Here is a 23,821-nt window from a genome sequence, read left to right as displayed (position 1 = left end):
CGGGTTAGTCCCGTCCCCGTGTGTCACCTGTGGGAGGGTCGGGCCCGTTCTGGACTCAGTTACCGACCGGACGGCTGCCCATCAGGTCGTTGAGGTCCATGTTGATCGGACGGATCGAGGTGTCGACCAGCTCGGTCCCGGACTGCTCCGCGATCGCGGCGTCCAGACCCCAGTCGCCGGCCTCGAACGTGGCGGCCAGCGTCGCCTCGAGATCCTGCAGCGTGCTCGATTCCTGCATGGGCTTTCCCCTTTCTCAGGGCACGGTGCACCGGTGCCTTTACTCACAAGCCGAATGTGATCGGCTCGGCGTGAAGTTAGCCAATGCCGGAGTCCACTGTCCACACAAAGCGGATTGCCCGGCTGGACAGTTGAACGCGATTGAGCGGCCAGTCAAGTGCTTGAATCCGCTGTCCGAGCCTGCGGACTTCCCGGTTTCGACGGTTGAACGCAACACCGTCATCGCGTTCGCCCCGAGCGGCGCTGCTACTCTCAGGGATCGTCGGTGCTGTTCACGGGGAGGTGCGGTCATCGGATCGACTTTGCGCGCGCGGTCTCTGAGATCCGCCGCCACCACGGTCTGGCTCGGACAATTCGCGTCCGCGGTAGGTGGACAGATCTGTTGGTTCGCCATTACGTTGTGGGCCTGGCAGACCGACGGCCGCGCGTCCACGCTTTCTTTTCTGTTGCTTTCCAATCTGCTGCCGGGAATACTTTTCTCGCCATTTCTGGGCGTGTGGGTCGACCGGCTGAGCGCCAAGTCCGTGATGCTGTCGTGCGACGCGCTTCTGGCCGTCGTCGCCGTGGTTCTCCTGCTTCTGGCGCACCATCACGACCTGCGCACGTGGCACCTGTACCTCGTGGGCGTGACTGAGGGCGTCCTCGAAGCAGCACACTGGCTCGCCTACTCGAAAGTCGTCACCACCTTGGCCGGCGCCGACGGTCTGGCCCGCGCCAACGCGCAGATCGGCTTCGGCGAATCGGCGGGCTCCGTCATCGCGCCGCTGGCCGCCGGGCTGCTGTTGAAGCTGGCCGGGCTTCCCGCGGTGCTGCTCGTGGACCTGCTCAGCTACCTGGCCGGCTTCGTCACGCTGGCGTTCACCAGGGTTCCCGGCGATCGCGCGGAGCCGCAGGCGGACAATGCCGAAACCCGGGCGGGAGCAGGCGCCGGACGGGACAGCGCCCTGCGAACCATGAGGGCCGGCCTGAGCTTCATCGCCAGCCGGCCGACCTTGCGCGGGCTGGTCTTCGTCTTCTTCACCCTGAACTTCGTCTCGGCGGTCGGTGCCGTGCTCAGCAAGCCGCTGTTGATGCTGCGCTCGGGGCAGAACGCGGTGATCCTGGGGTCGGTGTCGTCCGCCGCCGGGTTGGGCGCGGTGCTCGGGGGACTGAGCGCCGTCGTCATCATGCGCCGGGTGAGAAGCAGTGTTCTGGTACCCGCCGGGGTCGCCGCCGCGTGCCTGGCGGGTCCGGTGCTGACCGCGGTCAGCGGACAGGCGCCGTGGTGGCTGGTGTCGGCGTTCTGCGCGGCGTTCGTCCTGCCCAGCGTCACCAGCGCCTACCAGACGCTGTGGCAGACGGCGGTGCCGTTGGAGCGCCAGGCCCAGGTCTTCGGGATCCGGCGCTCGTTGGTGCAGGCGGCGACGCCGCTGGGGCTGCTCATCGCCGGCCCGGCGGTGGACCTGGCGCACGCCGACCCCGTCCGGACGAGCGCGGTGGTGCTCGGTGCGGCGGGGGTTCTCGGAAGCATCGTCGGCGTGGCCGCCCTAGTCGCCCCGACACTGCGCGCGGCCCGATCCGAGGCCGCCGCCCCGACCGGATGAGCGCGGGAGGAATCATGACCCTGAGTGTTGGATACCGCAGGTCGCAGGAGTGGGACGTCCGGCCGTACGACGACTTGTCGAACGCATTCGCCTTCACGGGGCGGCAGCCCTACGTCCTGATCCTCGACAAGGTCAGTCTGTACGTCCTGGAGCTCGTCACCCGACACCCGCGGCAGGCGGCGGCGGAGCGCTTTGCGGCGACGGTCGGCGGACGCCTCGGCGCGGACGAGGCCGAACGCCGCTTCGACCGTGTCCTGGACGGACTCAGTGGAGTCGGCTTGATCGAGTCGGTGGAACAGCAGGAGGCCGAACAGTGACGGACGCAGAGCTGGCCAGGCTCCGTGAGCTGGACCGGCATCTGGCGCGCGGGATGTTCGGCGACAGCAGCGCCCTGAGAGCCAACGCAGACGTCTACTACGGCGGCCTCTACGCCTTGCTGGGCAAGATCTTCCCGCCGTTCGCGGATCTCGCCGAGAAGGCCCACAGCCCGCAAAGCCGGTCGCTGCTGCGCGGATTCGCCGACGAGGCCTTCCTGCGGCTGCGCGACCGCGAGGAGCGCTCCGACGAACGGCTGCGACAGCTTGTCGAGCTGGTGGCGTATGCGCGGAGCCTGGAGCCCGTTCCGCCGGTGCCGGTCTCGGCTCTGGCTCCCGCGACGGCTGGCCTGCTCCGGCCGCCGACACTCACGGACGTCGACGACACGCTCGGACAACAGCTCGCGCAGCGCTTCCACGCGGCCATGGCCCACGACGGATTCACCGTCGAGATCGCGCTCCAGGAACCGGCCGCGCCTTCGCAGGACTCGGTCGATCGGGCGTTCCGGCTGCTCTACGCGTGCCTGCCGACCGTGGCTCCCGAGACGGCGGCGCTCGTCGACGGCGTCGTGTTGTTCCAGGGTGCGCCGCACAGCGCCTACATCAGCGCCACGCCGCTCGTGATCTACCTGAACGAACGCGTCGCGGCCGACCCCCTGGCCGGCGCGGACTCGGTACTTCATGAGTCCCTGCACCAGAAACTCGTCGACTTCGGCCTGGCCCGTCGCATGCTCCGTAGTGGTTATCAGGATGCTGCCAGCCACCGTGCCCCGGTGCCGTGGGGAGGGCCCGGCCGCAGTTTTACCGCGGACCGCACTCTGGCGGCGTTCCACGTGTACGTCCACTTGACGCTTCTCCACGCGGTCGCATTGCTGGATCGCGACGGACTCGGACTCGAGCACACCGAATCCGAGCTCACGGACCGGCTGGCGGTGCGGTGGGCCCGCGCCGCGTACCTCGGCTCCTGCTTCGACGAGCGGGACCTCGCGGCCGAGCTGGACGTGGACGGCGCCGCCCTGGTCGCGTGGCTGGGAGCGGTCAATGCCGAACTGGGGGAGCTTGTTCTTTCTTCCGGCGATCGTCTGAAGGCCGTGGCGAGCGTCGAGTGATCGCCGACTTACGGCCGACCACGGCCGACTAGGGCAGGACCTGCTGCGGTTCGGCGCCTGAGCCCGAACCCGACCCGACGCGCAGTCTGGCCGCGTCCTGCCCGGGCGGCGCGCCGAACAGCCGCCGGTACTCGCGATTGAACTGCGAGGGGCTGTCGTATCCGACGCGGTGGCCGACTGCGGCGATGTCGCCGGCGTCGGTGACCAGCAGCTCCCGCGCCTGCTGGAGCCGGATGCGCTTCTGGAACTGCAAGGGGCTCAGCGCGGTGACGTCGCGGAAACGGCGATGGAACGCCGACGGACTCAGGCCGGCCTGCCGGGCGAGGTCGGGGATCCGCAGCGGTTCGTCGTAGTGCTCGCGGATCCACTGGATGGTCCCGCGCACGTGAGTCAGGGCACTGTCGGCCAGCCCGATCTGGCGCAGCACCGCGCCGTGCGGGCCGGTCAGCAGCCGCCAGAGGATCTCGCGCTCGTACAACGGCGCGAGCACCGGCACGTCCGCCGGGTGGTCGAGCAGCCGCAGCATGCGGACGAGGGCGTCGAGCAGGTCGGCGTCCGCGACGCCGGTCGCGATCGCGCCTGCCTTGGCACCTGTACTGGCACCTGCCCTGGCGCCTGCCCTGGCGCCCGTGCCGGGACGAGCCGGGGGAGCGGAGGCCGCGTCGAGGAGCAGCGGGGCGATCAGCGCGGGGCGCAGTTCGAGGCCCACGGCCAGCGACGGGGCCCGCGGTGAGAGGTCGAAGAAGTGGCCGGTGACCGGCAGGTCAGCGGTGACCAGGAGCAGATCGCCGGCCCGGTACTGGAAGACCCGGTCGCCGAGCAGCAGGCGCTTGCCGCCCCGCGCCATCACGACCAGCAGCGGCGAGGTCATCGAATAGTCGGTCTCGCTCGAGCTGACGCGCGAGAGCAGCAGGCCGTCGATCGGCGTGCGCAGGTCCGGCCGCGCGTGCGCGGCGATGAGGCGGCGGATCTCCTCCAGCATGACTTCACGAAACCATCCGCGTCCCGGCTCGGACAACCCGATCCGCGCGGATGGAGCAGGATCGTGCAAGCCTGGGCCCGTTCTGGTCTACCAGCCGCAGATCGGCGAGGGTTTGATCGAGGGGACACGATGCACCACTCGCTTTGAGGAGCACGATCATGACACTCGACAGCTACGTCACCCTCGGCCGCTCCGGGCTGCGCGTGAGCCCGTTCGCGCTCGGCGCCATGACCTTCGGCGAGGATCTCGGCGGCGCGGGATGCAGCGTCGCGGAGTCGGAGAAGATCCTGGAGGCCTACCTCGACCAGGGCGGCAACTTCATCGACACGGCCAACTTCTACACCAACGGCCACTCCGAGGCGATCCTCGGCGACTACTTCGCCGCCCGGCCCGGACGCCGCGAGCACACCGTCCTGGCATCGAAGTTCTTCTTCAACATGCACCCCGGCGACCCCAACGGCGGCGGCGCCGGACGGAGCTCGATCCGCCGGCAACTCGATCAGACCCTGCGCCGCCTGCGCACCGACTACCTCGACCTGTACTGGCTGCACAACTGGGACCGCAACACCCCGGTCAAGGAGACGATGCAGACTCTGGACGACCTCGTGCGCGCCGGCCGGATCCGCTACCTCGGCTTCTCCAACACCCCCGCGTGGTTCACCGCGCAGGCCCAGACGACCGCCCTCCTGCGCGGCTGGACCCCGCTGATCGCCCTGCAGGTCGAGTACTCGCTGCTGGCCCGCACGGTCGAAGGCGAACTCAGCCCTCTGGCACACGACCAGGGCATGACGCTGGTCCCCTGGAGCCCCCTGAAGAACGGCTTCCTGTCCGGCAAATACCGGCGCGGCACGCAGGTGACCGACTCGGCCCGCACCTCCTTCGTCGGCGGCCCGACCGAGGCCGAGTACGAGGTCATCGAGGCCGTTGCCGCGATCGCCGAAGCGCTGGACACGACCTCCGCAGCCGTCTCCCTGGCCTGGCTCCGAGCCCAGGGCAACGTCGTCCCCATCATCGGGGCCCGCCGGATCACGCACCTCGAGTCCAACCTCGCCGTGCTCGACGTCACCCTGAGCGCCGAGCAACTACGGACCCTGAACGAGGTCTCCGCCCCGACGCTGAACTATCCGGCCCCGATGCACGGCGCGCAGCGTGCGATGCTCCAGTTCGCCGGAACGACCGTCGACGGCGAGGAATCGGCGGTCTACCCGCCGCTTCTGCAAAGCGACGTGCGGTACTAGAGAACGAACGTTCTGTTGACTCCCGTCGAGCGCGGGCCCTAGGCTCCGCGTCATGGAGAGAACGAACGTTACTTCTACTCGCACCGCCGTCCTCGTCCACGGCGCCCTGACCGGCGCCTCGATCTGGCATCAGGTCGCCCGGCGACTCCTGGACTCCGGCCATCCGATCACCGCCCCCGCACTGCCGATGCGCAGCCTCGAGCAGGACGTGGCCTACCTCGTGGGTTGTCTGGAACGCATCGACGGACCGGTGGTCCTGGCCGGCCACTCGTGGGCCGGCGCCGTGATCTCGCATCCGGACATCGCGGCCACCGGCCGCGTGAGCGCGCTGGTGTACGTCGCGGCGTTCCAGCCGGATTCGGGGGAGAGCGCCGGGGAGCTCAACGCCAAGTACCCCGGCACTCTGCTGGTTCCGGAGAACCTTGATGTGTTTCCGAACCCACTGGGCGGCGCCGACCTGACCCTCAAGCCGGGGCGGTTCGCGGAGGCCTACGCCGCCGACCTGCCCCCGCAGGACGCCGCGGTGCTTGCCGTGAGCCAGCGCCCGATCGAGCCCGCGGCCCTCGGCGAGACGTTCACGGGCCGGCCCGCCTGGCGCACGATCCCCTCCTGGGCCGTGGTCTCCACCGAAGACCGCTCACTCCCGCCGGAAATCCTGCACTTCATGGCCGCCCGCGCCGGATCACGGATCGCCGAGGTCGCATCCTCGCACGCCGTCCCGCTTTCGCAGCCTGACGTCGTGGCGCGTGTGATCAGGGTGGCGGCTGCCGCGACGGCTGAACCGTAGGAAGATCGCGCACTGGGCTACCCTGCGCGCCCAATCCGCCTGAACCTACCCCTCACCGGCGTGCCGCGACCGCCGCCTACCCCGGCGCGGCGCTGTCGCCCGCGATCAGAACCAGCACCCGGCCCAGCAGGTCGTCCGGGACGGCGTCGGGGTCGATGGCGGCTTCGACCGCGAGGCCGTTGCTCAAGGCGAGCATCACCGTGGCCATCTCCGTCGGGGCGAACGGCAGATTGATGGCGAGGTCCTGGCTGACGCGGGCCACGGCCCGTGCCACCGCGTCGCGGACTTCGCGGCGCCGGTGGCGCAGGCCTTCGCGGCGTCCGGCGTCGTGCGACGACATCGCGAAGTACTCGGCGAGCAGCCGGTGCCAGGCTGCGTCGGCGCGCATTCCGTGGACCAGTGCGGCGGCCATCTGGGCCAGGGCGCGCTGCGGGTCGCCGGCGTCGGCGCTCGTGAAGCCGGCCAGTGCGGCGTCGGTGCGGGCCGCGGCGTGTTCCTCCATCAGGGCGAGTACGAGGTCGTCCTTGGAGGCGAAGTTCGAGTAGACGGCCCCCTTCGTGAGGCCGGCCGCTGCGGCGACTTGGTTCAGGCTGCTGGCTGCGATCCCGTGTTCGCTGAACACGGCGAACGCCGCGTCGAGCACCTGCCGCCGGGTCTGTGACCGGTGGGGGCGTTTCCGTGCGCGCACGGCGGCAGGAGTGATGGCATCGGCGGCGTCGCCGGTGGATGGTGCCGCCACGTCGACCTCCCCGCGCTGAGTCGTCGAGTATTGACTTTCAATCTAACAGGTCGATACTTCCGAGTATCCGATACCGCACGGTATCGAACCGAGACACCATCCCTGACGCAGCAGAAGGGATCCCCATGAGACCGAAAGGCTTCCGCACGCCCCCATCCGGCCGGATCCGAAGGATCGCAGCCCCCTTGGTCGCCGGCGCCCTCGTCCTGGCCGCCTCCCTCACTACCGGCGCGGGCCAGGCCTCGGCGGGCACCGGCGGCGGCGACAACGACGCGTCGTGCAAGCCCAGCGCGGCGCATCCCTACCCGGTGGTCCTCCTGCACGGTCTCGGCGCGACCTACTACGAGGACTTGAACTTCCTCCAAGCCGACCTCGCGCTCAAGGGCTACTGCACCTTCAGCGCGACCTACGGCGCCTACCCCGGCTTCCCGCTGGTCGGCGGTCTGAGGCAGATCAGCGACTCCGCCCCCGAGATCGCGGCCTTCATCCACCAGGTGCTCGCCGAGACCGGCGCGCCGAAGGTCGATCTGGTCGGCCACTCCGAGGGCGCGTTCCAGGCGCTGTACGTGACCAAGACGCAGAACGTCGCCGCCGCCGTCGACAAAGTCGTGGCGCTGGCCCCGCCGGCCCACGGCACCAGCTTCGCCGGGCTCTATTCGATCGCCATGGCGCTCGGCATCCAGCCGCAGACCCAGGCCGTGCTCGACGCCTTCGGCTGCGGCGCCTGCTCCGACCTCGTCACCGGGGGCGCCGCCGTCACGGCGCTCGACAACGGCCCGATCGCGCAGCCCGGCGTCCACTACACGGTCATCACCTCACGCACGGACGAACTCGTCACGCCGACCGCCACGTCCTTCGTGAACGAACCGGGCGTCACGAACGAGTACGTCCAGGACACCTGCCCCTTCGACCCGGTCGGCCACATCGGCGAGGCCTACGACCCGAACGTCTGGCACCTCATCGAGAACGCGCTCGACCCGCAGCACGCGAGCGGGTTCCTGTGCGTCCTCGGCTCGCCCGGCTGAGCCGGAGCGGCGGGCGGCCCCGCGACGTCGGCTCCGGCTTCTACCCGGCGGAATCTCATGCCCCGGCGGGATGCCGGCGGGATACGCTTTCCCAAGAGCCATACGGGAGGGGCAGATGACCGAGGCGGCCGGCCGCGGGCCCGATCTGCCGACGCTGGAATCGGTGGCGGCGCGCGCGGGTGTTTCGCGCGCCACGGCCTCGCGGGTGGTCAACGGTTCGTCGGTGGTGTCGCCGCGGGTGCGCCGGGCGGTCGAGGCGGCGGTCGCGGAACTCGGTTACCTGCCCAACCGCGCTGCGCGGTCGCTGGCCACGCGGCGCGCCGGCTCGGTGGCGCTGATCGTCAGCGAGCCCGCGGAGTTGGTGCTCGCCGATCCGTTCCTGAGCTCGATGATCTGGGCGGTCGGGCGGGCGTTGGCCGGGTCGGACATCGAGATGGTGCTGAAGATGGTCGGCAGTGCCGCCGAGCGCGTCGGGCTGGATCGCTTCCTGGACGGCGGCCCCGTCGACGGCGTCATCCTGGTGTCCTTCCACGACGACCACCCGCCGGTCCGGTCCGTCGCGCAGGCGCGGTTCCCGGCCGTGGTGCTGGGCCGGCCGCTGCGGGGAGCGTCGCCGGACATGGCGTACGTCGACGCGGACAACGCCGAGGGCGCGGCGCGGGCCGTCCGGCACCTGGCGGCCGGCGGACGCCGCCGGATCGCGACGATCGCCGGCCCTCAGGAGATGGCGGCCGGCGTGGACCGCCTCGACGGTTTCCGGCGCGAGCTGCAAGGCCCGCCGGTGGTGGCTTTTGGCGACTTCACGCTGCACCAGGGCGAGGCGGCGATGACCGAGTTGCTCGACCGCGCGCCGGACCTGGACGCCGTCTTCGCCGCCAGCGATCTGATGGCGCTGGGCGCGATCCGGGCGCTGCGCGCCTCGGGCCGGGCCATCCCCGACGACGTCGCGGTGATCGGGTTCGACGACGCGCCGCCGGCGAAGCTGGCCGACCCGTCGCTGACGACGGTGCGCCAGCCGCTGAAGGCCATGGCCCAGGCGCTGGTCGACAGCCTGCTGACACAGATCGGCGGCGGTGCGGCCGGATCGCCGGTGACGTTGTCCCCGGAGCTGGTGATCCGGGAATCGGCGTGATCTTCTCCGGACTCGGCGTGAAAGCTCGGCCAGTCCGGAGAACGCGCTGGCCCGGCCTCCGGGTTGGCTCGTAGCCCTGTCGGGTTCTCGCCAAATCAGCTCCCTGACGGAGACTGCGCCTGTCTGGTTGATTGGGTGCGTCCTACCGACCTTCACCAGAGGGAATCAGGGTGCGAAACCAGAGAACTCGAACCGCCCGCGTGGCGGCCTTGGGTGTCGCCGTGGCAGCTGTCGCGGCGCTCACCGTCATGCCTGAGGGGGCTTCCGCTGACGTCGCCAGGGCCGCCACACCTGGGGCGGCGATCCAGGCCTCATCAAGCCTGACCGGCCAGGTCGTGCTGCCCACCGGCGACAGCGTCACCATGTCCCCGGCCGGCATGCGCGTGCAGCCCGGGGGGCCGAGCCAGGCCTTCAACACCTTCACCGACGCCAACGGCGACAACTACCTGGTCCCGGCCGAGGCGGTGCCGTTCGCCGGCCGGCTGCTCGACCTGTCGCTGTTCGACGTCACCCGGCTCGCCGCCACCGCGCCGAACGGGCAGGTCCCGGTGTCGCTGGCGTTCCGGGCCGGGGTCACGCCGAGCGCGCCGGCCGGCGTCACCCTGACCGCGGTCGCGGGGCAGACGGCCACCGGCTACCTGACCCCGGCGTCCGGGGCCGCGTTCGCCGCCGCGCTGCGGCAGCAGATCGCCGCCGACAAGGCAGCGGGCCGGATCGTGGGCAGCGGCGGGCTCCTCGGCCTGGCCTCGATGCGGCTGGCCGGCGTCGGAACGCCGGTCACTCCGGCCTATCCGATGCGGATCCTGCAGATCAACGCCGTCGGGACCGACGGGGCCGCCCTCGACAGCTACGTCACGGTGATCAACACCGACGACTCGCGGATCATGACGCTGAGCGAGCCGATCGAGAACGGCGTCGCCCGGATCGCGCTGCCCGCCGGGAACTACGCCGCCTACATGAGCGACTACTCCTACGACTCCATCGGCGACATCACCGCGGACGCGCAGGTCGCGGTCAACGACTTCGCGGTCCCCGCGTCGGGCGACGTGCCGGCGCTGACCCTGGACGCGCGGACCGCCACCGCGCCGGTTTCCATCACTACGCAGCAGCCCTCGACGCCGCAGGACTCGATGCAGCGCATCGTCCGGACGCCGGCTCAGGGCCCTGCCGTAGTCCTCGGGGAGTTCTTCATCTACACCGGCACGACGCCGATCACGGTGTCGCCGCAGCCGACGGCGAAGGTCGGGAAGTTCCTGATCGACACGTTCGAGTCCGCGTCCGGCCCGGTCGGCGCCACTGCGGACCAGAGCCAGTACCAGTACTTCACGGACTTCACCTCGGACCACATCGACGCCGATCAGACCCACCATCTCGCGGACCGCGACCTGGCCGCCGAGACCGAGGACATCGCCTCCGATCCGGCCCTCGCCGGCACCACGCGCGGTGTCGACGCCGCACCGGTGGATCCGGGCGCGGGTGATGCCTTCATGTTCGGAACCTCCATGCCGCTGAAGTCGACGTCGTACTTCACCCCGGGGCGCTGGGTGACCGGCGTCAGCGGTCCCTGGGCCAGTGCGCCCGGCGGCCTGGGGGGACTGGGCCTCCAGTCCGGCGCGAAGACCTACTACGCCGGCCAGGTTTCGGAGCACACCTGGGGCAAGGCGCCGTCCGCCCCGGTCTTCGGCCGCTATCCCGAGGCCGCGGCCGATGAGGACTGCCAGGCGTGCGTCGGTGCCGGGAACATGGACCTCGAGTTCGACGACACCGGCGACAGCAACCCGGACACCATCGGCGCGGGCATCGGCGACACCACCACGGCGGCCTTCTATGTGAACGGCCAGCAGGTGTCCCAGCCGCCCGGGCCGTTCCAGGCCCCGGCGATCATCCTGCCGAACATCGGTACCGGCCCGGCGACCATCCGCGCGGTCCTGGACGCCGCCCGGCCGGCCGGGGCGACTCAGTCCACGAAGACGCACACCGACGTGACGTTCCAGTACACCGGCAAGACCGACGCGTGGTCCACACTCCCGGACGGGAACTACTGCCCGGCGGCCCGGGCCGCGGGCCAGCCGTCGGCGCCGTGCCAGATCATGCCGGTCCTGACCGTCGGCTACAAGTACGGCGGGCTGTCCCAGACGAACGTCTCGACCGGCCGGAACCAGGTGCTGGTCCTGGACATCGGCCACCACTCCTTCGGCGGGCACGGCTCGCTCGCCCCGGTGGTCTCCGCGCGGGTGTCAGTGTCCTTCGACGGCGGCACCAGCTGGCAGGACGTGCCGACTCTCGGTGCTGTCGGCCACTACGTCGCGCAGTGGTGCAACCCCGCGCCGGGGAGCTCGGTCACGGTGCGCGTCACCGCGACCGACGCGATCGGCGGCTCGATCACGCAGACCGTCACCAACCCCTACACCGTCGGCTGACCGGCGCTCCAGCAAGGAGATTCCCGCAGATATGAAGTCTCGAATAAGAGTCCTGGCACTCCTGGCCGCCGGCGCCACCGCGGCTCTCGGCCTGGCGACGACAGTCGCGCCGACGGCTAGCGCGGCGACCGGGAGCGCGGCGACCGCGTCAACCACGACAAGCGCGACAACGGCGGCGACGCCGACGACCGCCAACGGCAGTGGGACCCAGCTCGGCGCGGCACGTTCGGTACCCGTGTGCGCCACGGCCCTGCCCGGCCACGCGAGCTGCTTCGCCCGGATCCGGACCGACGTCCACGGCGGAACCGGCGTCCGGGGCCCGGCGGCGGCCCGTGCCACACCGGCGGCCGCGACACTGCCCGCCGGCCTGAGCCCCACCGACCTGCGCGCGGCCTACGGCCTCCCGGCCACCGGCGGCGCGAAGCAGACTGTTGCGATCGTCGACGCCGGCGACGACGCGACGGCCGAGGCCGACCTCGCGGTCTACCGCACCACCTACGGCCTGCCCGCGTGCACCACCGCCAACGGCTGCTTCACCAAGGTGAACCAGCGCGGCGCCGCCACGCCGCTGCCGGCCGACCAGGGCTGGAGCGTGGAGGAGGCGCTGGACCTGGACATGGTCTCGGCGGCGTGCCCGCAGTGCCACATCCTGCTGGTCGAGGCTGACGACGCCACGACCGACAACCTCGCCGCGTCCGTCGACGAAGCGGTGGCGCTGGGGGCGAACGAGGTCTCCAACAGCTACGGCGGCCCCGAAGGCTCCGACTCGGCACGGCTCGCCCCGCACTACTCGCACCCCGGGGTCGCGATCCTCGCGTCGAGCGGCGACTACGGCTTCCAGCCGGCCAGCGCCCCGGCCGTCTACAGCAGCGTGATCGCCGTCGGCGGCACCTCGCTGACCCGCGCCGCGAACGCCCGCGGCTGGTCCGAGACGGCGTGGTCGGGCTCCGGCAGCGGCTGCTCGGCCTGGTTCGCCAAACCGGCGTGGCAGACCGACCCGAACTGCCCCGGCCGCATGGTCGCCGACATCGCAGCCGACGCCGACCCGAACACCGGCCCCGCCGTCTACTGCACGGAAGGCTGCCAAGGCTGGGGCATCATCGGCGGCACCAGCGCCTCCTCCCCGTTCCTCGCCGGCGTCGTCGCCCTCGGCGGACACCCGGGACGGTTCCCCGACGCGTCGTACCTGTACGCGCACGCGTCCGGCCTCAACGACGTGGTCGGCGGGAACAACTCGGTAAGCGGCATGGACTGCGGCGGCGACTACCAGTGCAACGCGGTGGTCGGCTACGACGGTCCCACCGGGTGGGGGACGCCGAAGGGGTTGGCGGACTTCTGACAGAGGTTGGCAGGTCCGCCGCCCCGCTCCCGGCCAGGTGTCTGGGGCGGCGGACCCCGGTACGAGCAGCAGCCGCATAGACGTCACACAATCCCTGATTCACCCCGGGCCGCGGCGCGGACACCCGCTCGCCGGCGCAAGCCAGACCCCGAGGCTGGTCGCCGTCGTCATCGTCGACGCCTTCGTCCGGGGCAGTGTCGACGCTGTGGAGTTGCTGGGCTTGCCCCCGAACTTCGCCTGGAAGCCCCAGGCCCTGTTCAAGTCCCGGGGGCTCCGGGGTAGAGGCCGGCGCGGAAGGTGAACGAGACGAGCTGCGCTCGATCGCGGGCGCCGACCTTCGTCATGGCCCGCACGGCGTGCGTCTTCACAGTCAACGGCGAGACGTGCAGCTGGGCCGCGATCTCGTCGTTGCCCAGACCGCTCGCGACGAGCACGATCACGTCCCGCTCCCTGGGGGTCAGGGCGTCGAAGCGCCGCAGCAGCTCCCGGTCGACGACCGGCGGCGGATTGTGGGTCATGTGGCCGATGAGCGCGGCGGTCGCGACCGCGGAGAGCGCACCGCCTCCGGCGACGACCTCGGTGATGCCGGCGACGAGTTCGGCGGGGCTCACGGTCTTGCTCAGGAAGCCGTTGGCGCCCGCGCGGAGGGCGGCGAGCACGATGTCGTCCTGGTCGAAGGTGGTCAGGACGATCACCCGCAGCTTCTCGGGCGGGTGTTCTTTGCGGATCCGGCGGGTGGCCTCGACACCGTCGATGCCGGGCATCCGGATGTCCATCAGGACCAGGTCGACGGGGTGGGCTCGGAGGAAGGGCAGGGCCTGGAGCCCGTCGGAGAGGTCGCCGGCGACGACCAGATCCGGGTCGAGCCGCAGCATCGCCCGGATGCCGGCGCGGATTTCGTCCTGGTCGTCGACGATCAGAATGCGCGTCATCGCAGGGCCGCTCCCAGCGGGCTGAACTCGGCACGGACCCGGAAGCGTTCGCCGTCGTTGTCGATCGTCAGGCGTCCGCTGGAGGACTCGACGCGTTCGCGCATGCCCACGAGCCCGAGTCCGCCGCCCGGGCTGGAGCCGGGGGACGGCTGGCCGACGCGGTTCTCCACGGTGACGCAGATCCTGCCGTCGCGTTCGTGCACATCGACTGTCGCCGTCCCCTGTCCGTGCCGGTGGGCATTCGTCAGCGCTTCCTGGACGACCCGGTAGACGGTCACGCCGACGCTGGGCTCCACGAAGACGGCGGGGACGTCGATCGAGGGCCGGATGTCCAGGCCGATGCTCTCGAAGGAACCGATGAGCCCTTCCAAACTGCTCAGCGCGGGGATCGGCCGGAGCGCTTCAGCCTCTGACGCGTCGTCCGTGCGGCGCAGGAGCGTGAGAATCCGCTGCGTCTCGACGACCACGGTGCGCGCGGCGGACCTGGCCGAGACGAGGGCCTGCCGGGACGCGTCGGAGCCCTCGGGGAGTCCGATCTCCGCGACTCCCAGATGCATGCTCAGCATCGCGACCTGGTGGCCGACAACGTCGTGCAGGTCCCGGGCGATCCGCAGCCGCTCCTCGACCACCCGCCGAGTGGCTTCGATCTCGCGGGTGGCGATGGCGCTCGCGGCGCGTTCGGCCAGCATCCACCACCGGTCGCGGTGGATGCGCAGTGCCGCCCCGGTCGCTCCGCCTGCGATGGCCGAGAAGAGGGCGGCGGCGCCCACGACGGCGCCGCCGCGGAAGCCTCCCACCGTCATGAACGCTCCCAGGAAGGACGCCGCCACGACGGCGATTCCGATCAGGGCCTGGCGTCCCCGGAAGGTGACCGAGAACAGCACGAGGACGGCCATCATCCACACCGACAGGGGATCCCGGCCCACGGCGGTGACGGCGAAGGACGCCGCGCTCGTGACGACCAGGCCGGCCCACGGCCACCGCCACGACAGGGCGACACCACCGCCGGCGAGCAGCACGGCGAGGGACGTCGGCCAGTCCGAACCCCGCACCAGCACGGCCACGACCTGGCCGGCGAACACCAGCGCGGCCACGGTGTAGGCGGCGAGATGCAGCACCTCGGGGCGGCGGATCCACAGGGGAGTCGCGGTCCTTTGGTGATCGTCCTGCGGCTGGGCCATGGCTTGATTCTCGTTCACGTGTGCCGCGGTCGCGTACTTCGAACGATGTAGACGCGAACCCGGTTGGCGGGGCTGCGGGGCCTTGGCGGAGAACTACTTCGTTCGAAGTACGTGGCGCCGGCCGAAGACGCCGAGACTCCTTTTGCAGGGCAGCGGCCAACCGGGCTGCCGCACCTCCGTGTCCCCGTCCCCACCGAAACCCTACGGAGCAGCCATGACTCTCACCGCCACATCCGACCAGGCCACCTCGGCTCCCACCCTGCGCCGGCTGTACATCGTCCGCTTCGTCTTCGCCGCGTTGTGGGCGGCGCTCCTGGCCTCGCTCGGCCCCGATCTCAAGCCTGCGACGAAGATCCTGCTGTTCCTCTATCCCGCTTTCGACGTGGCGGCGGCCATCGTCGACGCCAAGACTTCGCGGACCACACGCTCCACCAAGGCCCTCTACGCCAACATGGCCATCAGCACCGCCGCCGCGATCGGCCTGGCCATCGCCGGCACCGCTGGCACCGCTGGCGCCTCCGGGACCGCCAACGCCCTGCGCGTCTGGGGAGCCTGGGCCATCGCCGCAGGCCTGGTCCAACTCGCCGTGGCGCTGCTGCGCCGCTCGATGGGCGGCCAGTGGCCCATGATCCTCAGTGGCGGCATCTCGGTACTGGCCGGCGCCTCGTTCCTCGCCGACTCGGCCAAGACTGATCCCTCGCTGAAGGTGCTCGCGGGCTATGCGGCGCTCGGAGGTATCTTCTTCCTCGTGTCCGCCCTCCGACTGCCCCGCGCCGCTCGATGACTATGAGATGACTGTGAACAGCGAGATCGCACGCCGGGTACGCGATCTGGACGCGGACTCGACCGAGACCGCGGAGGACGCTCAGCACGCGTTGACGGCCATGGGGCCCGACGTTCTGGACGACGTGATCGCCGCGGTTCCCGGCATGGGCCGGTTCGGACAGTTGTGCGCGATTGAGATCTTCACTGCCTTGGGTGACCCCAGGGCTGCGGACATCCTCATCAGCCTGCTGAACAGCGAGAGCGACACCGTCCGACAGTGGGCCGCCGAGGCTTTGGGTGAACTCGCTGTCGAGCGTGCCGTACCAGCCTTGGCGAGGGCCTATGAGGCATTTCGGCAGCGCGGCGAGTCACCGGACCATAGCGAAGGCGAGGGGATCCGCTGGGCCCTGACCCGACTCGGAGCTCGTCGTGTCGTGCTTCCGCCGCGGTCGGCGGCGCTGCGCGTCAGCAGCGGCGACGAAGCGTATCCGTTGTGGCCCATGGTCCACCTGTCCGAGATCGTCGAAGACCTCGCGGCGCACAGCCAGGCGGTGCTGTACTTCCAGATCTGGCAGATCGGCACCGACGGACGGCGGTTCTGGCACGGCGCGTCCGACGTCGACTGGGACCTCGACCGTAGCTGGACGTGGGACCGGAACGTCGCGCATTGCCGCGACTGGGCGTTGCTGGCTGCCGAGGCGGTCGACACGGCCCCTGGCCTCGTGGCGTCGATCAGCTGGATCGGCGCCACCGATCTGTGATCGTCTCGCGCGCGGCCTCCTACGCGAGCCGGGCGATGAGATCGAGGATCGGCGGCAGCTTCTAGGGGACATCGAGCGGAGGCAGCCAGTGGTCCTCATCCCAGCGCTGCTCAAGCCGGGAGATCTCGACTCGCTGCAACGTGTACTGCAACAGTTCAGGACTCCAGGTAGTCAGATGCCGCCCCAGCGACGCGAGCGCAGCCGCCGCTTCTTCAAAGTCCAAACCGTCGCCGTCCATAACGGCCGTGACCGTCGCCCCGCCGGAGTAGCAGATGGTGTGGTGCTCGAGCACCTTGCGAGCGGGCGCGACTCGGCCCGCCGCCGGGCCGACTACGTCGCCCGCGCTGAGAGCGACCGCGAAGACCGATGTCCACCCCTCGGTCATGGCCGAAGACAAGGCATTGACGAAATGCTGCCGACGTTCCACCTCGGGCTCCGGCCCGGTGATGTTGATTCGACCCAGGTATGGCACGTCGTTCCCTTTCGCCGCGGGCTCCGTAGTCGCGTGACCGGATCGTAGCGATGGCAGTCTTGGGACGACGGATTTAACGGCATGCCACCGACAGCCCTCTTTTCACAGGCGTCCGGGCTGAGCCTGACCTGGGACTAAGGCCCCTGATGGGCGGCCCACGACGTCTACGTCTTCCGGCAGGAGAAGAAGTGGCTGCATCACCCGGTCTTCGGGGCGCTGGACCTCGACCACGAGACTCTGCAGCTGCCGACCGAAACCGGCCAGACCCTCGCCGTCTACAGCGCCGAGCCCGGCAGCCGACCGCAGACGCGTTGGCGCTGCTGGCGAGCTGGAGCGCGACACCTGAACCCTCCGACGACCCCGCCGAACCGGCCGACCGCACCGCTTGACCGTTCGGGGTGGTGGAGCCGCGGTTGGGAGTCCCTGCCGTTACCCCTTTCGAGCGTGACTCCCACGTCGTCGGGATCGCCGGTTGAGTAGTGGTCGGAGCGAGATTCAACACCTGCCGCCTCAAGAACGGGCTGAGTGAGCAAGAGCTGGCCGAGGCCATCACCCACCTGGCCTTCTACGCCGGATGGCCGAGCGCGATGACCGCGATCAACCAGTTGCACGCGATCGTTGAGCAGCCCGCCGCCGAGTAGCCGACTTCTGTTCCAAGCCAACGATCCCCCGACGAAGAGAGAAGAGCGCCACCATGGAGATCCTCAAGCGCCCCGCGACCATGAAGCTGCCCGCGGAGATGTTCACCGGCGATGCCTGGGCGGATGTGATCTACCGCGGCGACGATCCCTCCCGGGTCCGGACGAACATGGTCCGCTTCGCCCCCGGCGCCCGCACCGCGTGGCACTCCCACGGGCTGGGCCAGACCCTGTACATCGTCGAGGGCATCGCGCTGATCCAAGCCCGCGGCGGCGAGATCGTCGAAGCCCACCCCGGCGACGTCGTGTTCACCCCGGCCGGCGAGGAGCACTGGCACGGCGCCGCCCCCGACCGGTTCATGGCGCACCTCGCGCTGTGGGAAGGCGACGAGGTCGCCTGGCTCGAGCACGTCACGGACATCGAATACAACGGCCCGCGCCGCAGTACCCGCTGACGGCGCGTACCAGGTAGCACCAGGCCACGCCAGGAACGACCTGCCGCTCAAACAGGCCGCCGAGGCCTATCGCGCCATGGACGAGCGCCGCGCCATCAAGGAGAGTCTTCAACGAATCCGACCTACAGCTTCGAGAACCAGAACGTGCTCGAAGGACAGGCCGAAGCCATGGCGGAGATCACGAAGCAGCAGCCCATCGGCCGAAATTGAATCCCCGGCGCGCGCGGGCCGTTTGGCGAGATACGGACACATCTGCATCGCGGCCACCGCGGTCCGCGATGATGGACGGGTCAAGGCGACTTCCCCGATCCGCACCGAACCCGCCCACGAACTCGAACCTGCCCACGAACTCGAACCCGCCGTCGAACTCGAACTCCCTGAGGAGCTGTGTTGCCCGCTGAGGCCCTTCCCGCCGAGCTGCGACGCGCCATCGTCCAGATCGCTCGGACCCCGCGTCTGTTGGTTGCCTGCGACTACGACGGCACGCTTGCCCCCATCACGTTGAATCCGGAGGAGGCCCGGCCGCTTCCGGAGTCGGTCGGCGCGCTCCGGTCCCTGGCTTCGCTGCATGAGACGACCACCGTGGTCATCTCCGGCCGCGCCCTGCGTGACCTGGCCACGCTGTCGCGGCTGCCGGCCGAGGTGCACCTGGTCGGCAGTCATGGTTCGGAGTTCGACATCGGCTTCGTCCACGCCATCGAGCCGGGGCCCCGCGAGCTGTTCCACCGCCTGCAGGCGGAGCTTGAGAGGCTGGTGCTCGACGTGCCGGGCGTGACGTTGGAGGTCAAGCCCGCCAGCATCGCGGTGCACGTCCGCCGGGCCGAGTACCAGGCGGGTCGCAGAGTCCTGGCTGAGGTGCACCGTGGGCCGTCCACCTGGGAGGGTGTGTCGACCACCGATGGCAAGGAGGTCGTCGAGCTCGCGGTCATCCGCACCGACAAGGGCGAGGCGCTGGACTTCATGCGCCATCAGGCGGGCGCGACCGCGACGGTCTTCCTGGGCGACGACGTCACCGACGAGAAGGCGTTCGCGCGGCTGGCGGGCCCGGATGTCGGCATCAAGGTCGGAGAAGGCGAGTCGCTGGCCACCTACCGTGTCCCGGAGGCCGCGGACGTCGCGCTCCTGCTGGCGTTCCTGCTGGAGGAGCGGCGGAACTGGCTCTACGGGGAGTCCGCGATGCCGATCGAGCGGCTGTCGATGCTCGCCAACGAGCGGTCGGTGGCGCTGCTCACCCCGGACGCCAGACTGACCTGGCTGTGCCACCCGGGCCCCGACGCGCCCGCGGTGTTCGCCGATCTGCTCGGCGGACCGGGTGCGGGGTGCTTCTCGATCAAGCCGAACCGCAACGGCCTGCCGCTGGGCCAGCGCTACCTTCCGAACACCATGACCGTCGAGACCCGCTGGTCACGCCTGCTGGTCACCGACTACCTCGAACCGTACAGCCCGCCGCACCAGACGAACCTCGTGCGGGTGATCTCCGGGGAGGCGCCCGCGGAGGTGACGTTCGCGCCGCGTCCGGAGTTCGGCGGGGTGCCGGTGACGCTGGTCGCGGAGGACGGCGGCCTGCGCGTGGTCGGCACGTCGGAGCCGTTCGTGCTGCGCTCTCCCGGCGTCGCCTGGACGATCACTTCGGACGGTCAGCATGAGACGGCCTCCGCCCTGGTCCAGCCCTCGCCCGGGAATCCGATCGTGCTGGAGCTGCGGTGCGGCTCGACCGAGCTGGACGATCACGAACTGCCCGAGTTGCAACGGCGGGACCATGCGGGCAGGTATTGGGCTGACTGGGCCTCGAAGCTCAGTCTTCCCGGAGTCCAGACCGATCTGGTGCTGCGCTCGGCGCTGACGCTGCGGGGTCTGGTGAACGCCGACACCGGCGCCGTGCTGGCCGCGGCGACGACGTCGCTGCCGGAGGACATCGGCGGCGTCCGCAACTGGGACTACCGCTACTGCTGGATCCGCGACGCCGCGATGACCGTGCGCGAACTGGTCCACCTGGGATCGGTCGAGGAGGCCGAAGGCTACCTGCGCTGGCTGCACGGGGTGCTGGACACCCTCGCGGGCCCGGAGTGGCTGCACCCGCTGTACACGCTGGCCGGCACCGTGATCGGCGCGGAGGCGGTGATCGAGTCGCTGCCGGGCTACGCGGGGTCGCGTCCGGTGCGGGTGGGGAACCTGGCCAACCACCAGGTGCAGCTGGACGTGTTCGGTCCGGTGGTGGAGCTGGTGCGGACCCTGGCCGAGGCGCGCGGAGGACTGCGGGACGAGGACTGGCGGCTGGTGCAGGCGATGGCCGAGGCGGTCTCGCGCCGCTGGAACGAGGCCGACCACGGGATCTGGGAGGAGCGCCACACGCCGCGGCACCGGGTCTACTCGCGGGTGATGTGCTGGGTGACCATGGACCGCGGGGTCACCCTCGCCCGCGACTACGGCCGCGAGATCCCGGCGGGCTGGGAGGCGCTGCGCGACGAGATCCGGTCCGACGTCCTGGAGAACGGCTGGAACGAGGAGGTCCAGGCGTTCACCACCGCCTACGACGGCACGGACCTGGACGCCGCCTCGCTGTTCGTCGGACTCAGCGGGCTGATAGACCCGGCTGACGAACGATTCCAGCAGACGGTGACGGCCATTGAGTCAGAACTTCGCAGCGGGTCGACGGTGTATCGCTACCGACGCGACGACGGCCTGCCCGGCGGCGAGGGCGGATTCCACATCTGCGCGGCCTGGCTGATCGAGGCCTACCTCCTCGCCGGCCGCCGCGACGAGGCCGTGGAGCTGTTCACCGAGATCGTCAGCGCCGCCGGACCGACCGGTCTCCTGCCCGAACAGTACGATCCGATCGCCGAACGATCGCTGGGCAACCACCCCCAGGCCTACTCCCACATCGGGCTGATCCGCTGCGCGAACCTTCTGGCGGCCGGATAGCCGGCAGCGTCCATGATGCGGCCCCGCATCTGTCCACGGGCTATAGCCGCGCTGTTCGGCACATCGCGAGTACGAGGTCTGTTTGCTGGCGAGTCAGGTGTGCGCTCAGGTTGTCGGGGGGTAGGTGCTGATTTCCGGTCAACGCGGCGGCGAGCTTGATCAGTATGCGTTGTCCGGTGCTCCAGCCCGGTTCGGCCAGGATGCCGTCCCAGTTGATGGCCCCGTCGGCGTGTTGGTGGCGGGTGAAGCGTTCGTCGGTGGTGATCTGCGGGGCGCCGTTGAGGAACACCGTGAGCACAGTCGGTCGGGCGCATGGTGCGGTGGTCTCGGCCAGCGTGAGTGTGGCTGTCACAGCGGCTGCCCTCCTTCGGGGGCGGCGTCGGTTGGTGGCAGCGCGGTCGGCGTGCTGAACCAGCTGGCGGCGGTCGCCAGGGCTGCGGTCTGGTAGCGCAGGGCGGCGGTGGCGGCGGTCAGTTCGGCGGTGGCGCGGCGTAGTGCGTGGAGGTTGTCGGGCGTGGGGTTGGCGGTGGCATCGCCGGTGGCTACGGTCACGGCGCGGCCGGCGGCGGTGAGGGTGTTCGTGGCGTGCGACAGGTGGGGCGCGTACTGGTAGACCTCGGCGGGCAGGTGCTGGCAGGCCAGAACTGTGTCGGTGTGGGAGCGGGTGGCTTCGTGGGCCTCGCGGGAGGCGTGGACGGCGGCCTCCAGCGCGGGCAGCAGATGATGGCGGCTGCTCATGGTGGGAACGGCGAGCATCGAAACGGTCATGGTGGTCACGGGAGTGTTGTCGCGGTCGGGCGTGGGGCTGGTGGTTGAGCGGCTGGTGCGGCCCGTTGGTCGGGTGGGCCGCACCGCGTGTGTGCTGTGGCCGTAGTTGTTGTTACACGGCGTGGGCCAGGCGGTCGGTGAGCAGTTTCGCGAAGCGGGCGGGGTCGGGCAGGGCCGGGTCGTCGGGGTTCGTGGTGTGGGCGTCGCGCAGGCCGGTGAGGTGGTGAGGCGAGACGACAGCCGGGCCTGCCGCGTGATGGGATGTGCCCGCCGGCCGTTGGTGGGTCGGGTTCAGGCGGTGTCGGCGGGTTCGGGCATACCGAACAGCGGCGGCCAGTCCGTGGGCAGTTGCAGCAGTACCTGGGCCATCAGGTCGGGACCTGCGATGTCGGCGACCACCGACAGCACCGCGCCGATGTCCCACAGCGCCGTGGCCTCGGTGGCGCCTTCGATCCAGGCGGCGGTGGCGCGTACGAAACGCTCGGCGTTCAGCGGCTGGGCGGCCGGCAGCGGGTTGAGCAGGATCAACGCGAACGTCTCCGGCAGCGACGCGGCCAGCTGAGCCCGGGTACGGCCGATCAGGTGCGCGCCCAGAAGTGCCAGCACCACCCGGGCGGCTCGGTCCGCCTCATCAGGGCTGCGGTATTCACCGCGATCGATCACCTGCTCCATGAACGACTCGAAACGCACCATGATCAACCCTCCTGTCCTGGATGGAACGTGTCCGGTGGTGCTTACGTGCCGGGCCGGCGGCTGCGGTCGGAGGCGGCGCGGACCTCGGCGATGCTGGCGTCCAGGGCCCCGACCTGCTCGGCCAGGCCCGGATGGCCGGAGGCCAGGTGGCCTCGGGTGTCGGCCAGCGGCCCCAACAGGTCCGCGGCGTCGTCGCGGCCCAGGGCGGTGTGCAGCGCGGCGAGGTCTTCGTCGGCGCGCTCGCCCAGGTCCGTCAGGGCGCCGATCTGCCCGGCCAGCTGGCGGAGCCCGGCGGCGTTGTCCCGGGCCCACCCGGCGACGGCCTTGTCGCCGGCCCGCCGGTCCCGCTCGGCGGCGACCCGCTGGTCTCCGGTGCCTTCGGCTCCGTCGGCGGCGGGGCGCAGCCGCAGGTAGCGTCGTTCGGCGGCCTGCCGGCTGGCCACGCCCAGGGCCGGGGCCAGATCGGCCCAGCTGGTGTTCAACGCCCGGGCGGCTTCGATCAGCTGCGGCTCCCAGCCGGCTATCTCCGTACGCAGCTCGCGCAGCAGCGTCAAGGCGCCCAGCACCTGGTTCGCGCTCAACCCCGCCGGCGCCGGGGCTCCCAGAAGGCCGGCCGGGGCGTGCATCGCCTGCATCGCTGCGGCGATCTGTCCCAGGGCGGCGCCGGTGTCGAACCCGGCGTCCCCGGGCGCGGCCTGGCTGTTCGGTGCTTCTTTCATCGCGTCATCTCCTAGGCGACGCCATCACTTGTCGTCGTTCCGATGACATGCTATACCGGTGTCTGTCAGCGAGTCGACCCCAATGGTCGACCACTCACCTGGAGGTGACCCCCATGTTGATGCGCACCGACCCGTTCCGTGACCTGGACCGCATCGCCCAGCAGCTGCTCGGGACCACCGCCGCGGGCACCTGGTCCCGCCCGAACCCGATGCCCCTGGACGCCTGGCGCGAGGGCGAGGAGTTCGTGGTCTGCTTCGACCTGCCCGGCGTGTCCCTGGACGCCATCGACGTCGACGTCGAACGCAACGTACTCACCGTCAAGGCCGAGCGTCGTCCCACCGCCCTGGGCGAGGCGAAGGTGGAGATCTCCGAACGGCCCCTGGGCGCGTTCTCCCGCCAGCTGTTCCTCGGCGACACCCTCGACACCGAGAACATCAAGGCCGACTACGACGCCGGCGTGCTCACCCTGCGCATCCCGGTCGCAGAGAAGGCCAAGTCCCGCAAGGTCGAGATCACCACCTCCGGGGAGAAGAAGGCGATCAACGCCTGACCCGAGCGGCGGGCCGAAAGACACGCCACCCACGTCTTCCGGTGGCCGCCCCCTCTCCG

24 protein-coding genes and 2 pseudogenes are annotated in these 23,821 nt (G+C 70.5%); 16 read left to right on the top strand and 10 right to left on the bottom strand.

Annotated elements, in window-relative coordinates; translation table 11 throughout:
* Positions 1 to 55 precede the first annotated feature (55 nt).
* Positions 56 to 238, bottom strand: a complete 183-nt coding sequence (locus ABH920_RS07250) for a hypothetical protein (protein ID WP_194909267.1) — start codon at positions 236 to 238, stop codon at positions 56 to 58.
* Here ABH920_RS07250 and ABH920_RS07245 point away from each other — a divergent pair.
* From ABH920_RS07245 to ABH920_RS07235, 3 genes are read left to right on the top strand one after another with little or no spacing between them, the layout of a single operon-like run.
* The gene (locus ABH920_RS07245; RefSeq protein WP_370348078.1) at positions 237 to 1,820 is read left to right on the top strand and encodes an MFS transporter; all 1,584 of its coding nucleotides are present in this window, start codon (positions 237 to 239) and stop codon (positions 1,818 to 1,820) included. The two genes, ABH920_RS07250 and ABH920_RS07245, sit on opposite strands and share 2 nt — an antisense overlap.
* Positions 1,821 to 1,834: 14 nt before the next feature.
* The gene (locus tag ABH920_RS07240) at positions 1,835 to 2,137 is read left to right on the top strand and encodes a hypothetical protein (RefSeq protein WP_370348077.1); all 303 of its coding nucleotides are present in this window, start codon (positions 1,835 to 1,837) and stop codon (positions 2,135 to 2,137) included.
* Positions 2,134 to 3,243 carry a hypothetical protein gene (locus ABH920_RS07235; protein WP_370348076.1) on the top strand — a complete coding sequence of 370 codons (1,110 nt, stop codon included), beginning with the start codon at positions 2,134 to 2,136 and terminating at the stop codon, positions 3,241 to 3,243. The genes ABH920_RS07240 and ABH920_RS07235 overlap by 4 nt, the downstream gene beginning before the upstream one ends.
* 28 nt (positions 3,244 to 3,271) lie before the next feature.
* Here the strand turns inward: ABH920_RS07235 and ABH920_RS07230 are convergent, their stop codons facing one another.
* Complete coding sequence (locus tag ABH920_RS07230; protein WP_370348075.1) at positions 3,272 to 4,225, bottom strand: AraC family transcriptional regulator N-terminal domain-containing protein; 954 nt, start codon at positions 4,223 to 4,225, stop codon at positions 3,272 to 3,274.
* A gap of 158 nt (positions 4,226 to 4,383) precedes the next feature.
* Between ABH920_RS07230 and ABH920_RS07225 the strand changes: the two genes are divergently transcribed.
* Both ABH920_RS07225 and ABH920_RS07220 read left to right on the top strand, forming a co-directional pair.
* Positions 4,384 to 5,463: an aldo/keto reductase gene (locus tag ABH920_RS07225; protein ID WP_370348074.1), complete on the top strand. Its 1,080-nt coding sequence runs from the start codon at positions 4,384 to 4,386 to the stop codon at positions 5,461 to 5,463.
* 52 nt (positions 5,464 to 5,515) lie between these two features.
* Positions 5,516 to 6,250 carry an alpha/beta fold hydrolase gene (locus ABH920_RS07220; RefSeq protein ID WP_370348073.1) on the top strand — a complete coding sequence of 245 codons (735 nt, stop codon included), beginning with the start codon at positions 5,516 to 5,518 and terminating at the stop codon, positions 6,248 to 6,250.
* 76 nt (positions 6,251 to 6,326) lie between these two features.
* Here the strand turns inward: ABH920_RS07220 and ABH920_RS07215 are convergent, their stop codons facing one another.
* Positions 6,327 to 6,989: a TetR/AcrR family transcriptional regulator gene (locus ABH920_RS07215; protein WP_370348072.1), complete on the bottom strand. Its 663-nt coding sequence runs from the start codon at positions 6,987 to 6,989 to the stop codon at positions 6,327 to 6,329.
* Between the two features lie 185 nt (positions 6,990 to 7,174).
* On the opposite strand from ABH920_RS07215, the gene ABH920_RS07210 reads away from it, so the two are divergent.
* The 4 genes from ABH920_RS07210 (at position 7,175) to ABH920_RS07195 (ending at position 12,905) form a co-directional block, all read left to right on the top strand.
* Positions 7,175 to 8,014, top strand: a complete 840-nt coding sequence (locus ABH920_RS07210; protein WP_370348071.1) for a lipase family alpha/beta hydrolase — start codon at positions 7,175 to 7,177, stop codon at positions 8,012 to 8,014.
* A gap of 115 nt (positions 8,015 to 8,129) precedes the next feature.
* On the top strand, positions 8,130 to 9,146 hold the full coding sequence (locus ABH920_RS07205) for a LacI family DNA-binding transcriptional regulator (protein WP_370348070.1): 1,017 nt from the start codon (positions 8,130 to 8,132) through the stop codon (positions 9,144 to 9,146).
* 221 nt (positions 9,147 to 9,367) lie between these two features.
* The gene (locus tag ABH920_RS07200) at positions 9,368 to 11,566 is read left to right on the top strand and encodes a hypothetical protein (RefSeq protein WP_370348069.1); all 2,199 of its coding nucleotides are present in this window, start codon (positions 9,368 to 9,370) and stop codon (positions 11,564 to 11,566) included.
* Positions 11,567 to 11,597: 31 nt separating this feature from the next.
* Positions 11,598 to 12,905, top strand: coding sequence for a S8 family serine peptidase (locus ABH920_RS07195; protein WP_370348068.1), 1,308 nt, complete (start codon positions 11,598 to 11,600; stop codon positions 12,903 to 12,905).
* 257 nt (positions 12,906 to 13,162) lie between these two features.
* On the opposite strand, the gene ABH920_RS07190 is transcribed toward ABH920_RS07195, so the two are convergent.
* Positions 13,163 to 13,837: a response regulator gene (locus ABH920_RS07190; protein WP_370348067.1), complete on the bottom strand. Its 675-nt coding sequence runs from the start codon at positions 13,835 to 13,837 to the stop codon at positions 13,163 to 13,165.
* Complete coding sequence (locus ABH920_RS07185) at positions 13,834 to 15,018, bottom strand: sensor histidine kinase (RefSeq protein ID WP_370348066.1); 1,185 nt, start codon at positions 15,016 to 15,018, stop codon at positions 13,834 to 13,836. The genes ABH920_RS07190 and ABH920_RS07185 overlap by 4 nt, the downstream gene beginning before the upstream one ends.
* Before the next feature lie 214 nt (positions 15,019 to 15,232).
* On the opposite strand from ABH920_RS07185, the gene ABH920_RS07180 reads away from it, so the two are divergent.
* Positions 15,233 to 15,802 (top strand): hypothetical protein, encoded by a 570-nt coding sequence (locus ABH920_RS07180; RefSeq protein ID WP_370348065.1) that lies wholly within the window; start codon positions 15,233 to 15,235, stop codon positions 15,800 to 15,802.
* 13 nt (positions 15,803 to 15,815) lie between these two features.
* Positions 15,816 to 16,544, top strand: coding sequence for a HEAT repeat domain-containing protein (locus tag ABH920_RS07175; protein WP_370348064.1), 729 nt, complete (start codon positions 15,816 to 15,818; stop codon positions 16,542 to 16,544).
* A 61-nt stretch (positions 16,545 to 16,605) separates the two neighbouring features.
* Here ABH920_RS07175 and ABH920_RS07170 read toward each other — a convergent pair whose 3' ends face one another.
* Positions 16,606 to 17,016: a hypothetical protein gene (locus ABH920_RS07170; protein ID WP_370348062.1), complete on the bottom strand. Its 411-nt coding sequence runs from the start codon at positions 17,014 to 17,016 to the stop codon at positions 16,606 to 16,608.
* Positions 17,017 to 17,175: 159 nt separating this feature from the next.
* On the opposite strand from ABH920_RS07170, the pseudogene ABH920_RS07165 reads away from it, so the two are divergent.
* From ABH920_RS07165 to otsB, 4 genes and pseudogenes are all read left to right on the top strand, one after another.
* Positions 17,176 to 17,496: pseudogene (locus tag ABH920_RS07165) on the top strand (hypothetical protein); the annotation flags it as partial.
* 29 nt (positions 17,497 to 17,525) lie between these two features.
* Positions 17,526 to 17,657 (top strand): annotated as a pseudogene (locus ABH920_RS07160) (carboxymuconolactone decarboxylase family protein); the annotation flags it as partial.
* A gap of 53 nt (positions 17,658 to 17,710) precedes the next feature.
* A complete protein-coding gene (locus ABH920_RS07155) occupies positions 17,711 to 18,109 on the top strand; it encodes a cupin domain-containing protein (RefSeq protein WP_370348061.1) in 399 nt (132 codons plus the stop codon).
* A 390-nt stretch (positions 18,110 to 18,499) separates the two neighbouring features.
* Complete coding sequence (gene otsB / locus ABH920_RS07150; RefSeq protein ID WP_370348060.1) at positions 18,500 to 21,031, top strand: trehalose-phosphatase; 2,532 nt, start codon at positions 18,500 to 18,502, stop codon at positions 21,029 to 21,031.
* A gap of 40 nt (positions 21,032 to 21,071) precedes the next feature.
* Here otsB and ABH920_RS07145 read toward each other — a convergent pair whose 3' ends face one another.
* The 4 genes from ABH920_RS07145 to ABH920_RS07130 form a co-directional block, all read right to left on the bottom strand.
* Positions 21,072 to 21,383: a hypothetical protein gene (locus ABH920_RS07145; RefSeq protein ID WP_370348059.1), complete on the bottom strand. Its 312-nt coding sequence runs from the start codon at positions 21,381 to 21,383 to the stop codon at positions 21,072 to 21,074.
* A complete protein-coding gene (locus tag ABH920_RS07140) occupies positions 21,380 to 21,808 on the bottom strand; it encodes a hypothetical protein (protein ID WP_370348058.1) in 429 nt (142 codons plus the stop codon). Before ABH920_RS07140 ends, ABH920_RS07145 begins: the two co-directional genes overlap by 4 nt.
* Before the next feature lie 282 nt (positions 21,809 to 22,090).
* A complete protein-coding gene (locus ABH920_RS07135; protein WP_370348550.1) occupies positions 22,091 to 22,495 on the bottom strand; it encodes a DUF2267 domain-containing protein in 405 nt (134 codons plus the stop codon).
* A gap of 38 nt (positions 22,496 to 22,533) precedes the next feature.
* A complete protein-coding gene (locus ABH920_RS07130; RefSeq protein WP_370348057.1) occupies positions 22,534 to 23,211 on the bottom strand; it encodes an HSP18 transcriptional regulator in 678 nt (225 codons plus the stop codon).
* 113 nt (positions 23,212 to 23,324) lie between these two features.
* On the opposite strand from ABH920_RS07130, the gene ABH920_RS07125 reads away from it, so the two are divergent.
* Positions 23,325 to 23,762 carry an Hsp20/alpha crystallin family protein gene (locus ABH920_RS07125; RefSeq protein ID WP_370348056.1) on the top strand — a complete coding sequence of 146 codons (438 nt, stop codon included), beginning with the start codon at positions 23,325 to 23,327 and terminating at the stop codon, positions 23,760 to 23,762.
* Positions 23,763 to 23,821: the final 59 nt, after the last annotated feature.

Source organism: Catenulispora sp. EB89, from assembly GCF_041261445.1.
Classification (GTDB): Bacteria; Actinomycetota; Actinomycetes; order Streptomycetales; family Catenulisporaceae; genus Catenulispora.
This window is presented reverse-complemented; position numbering and strand designations above follow the sequence as displayed.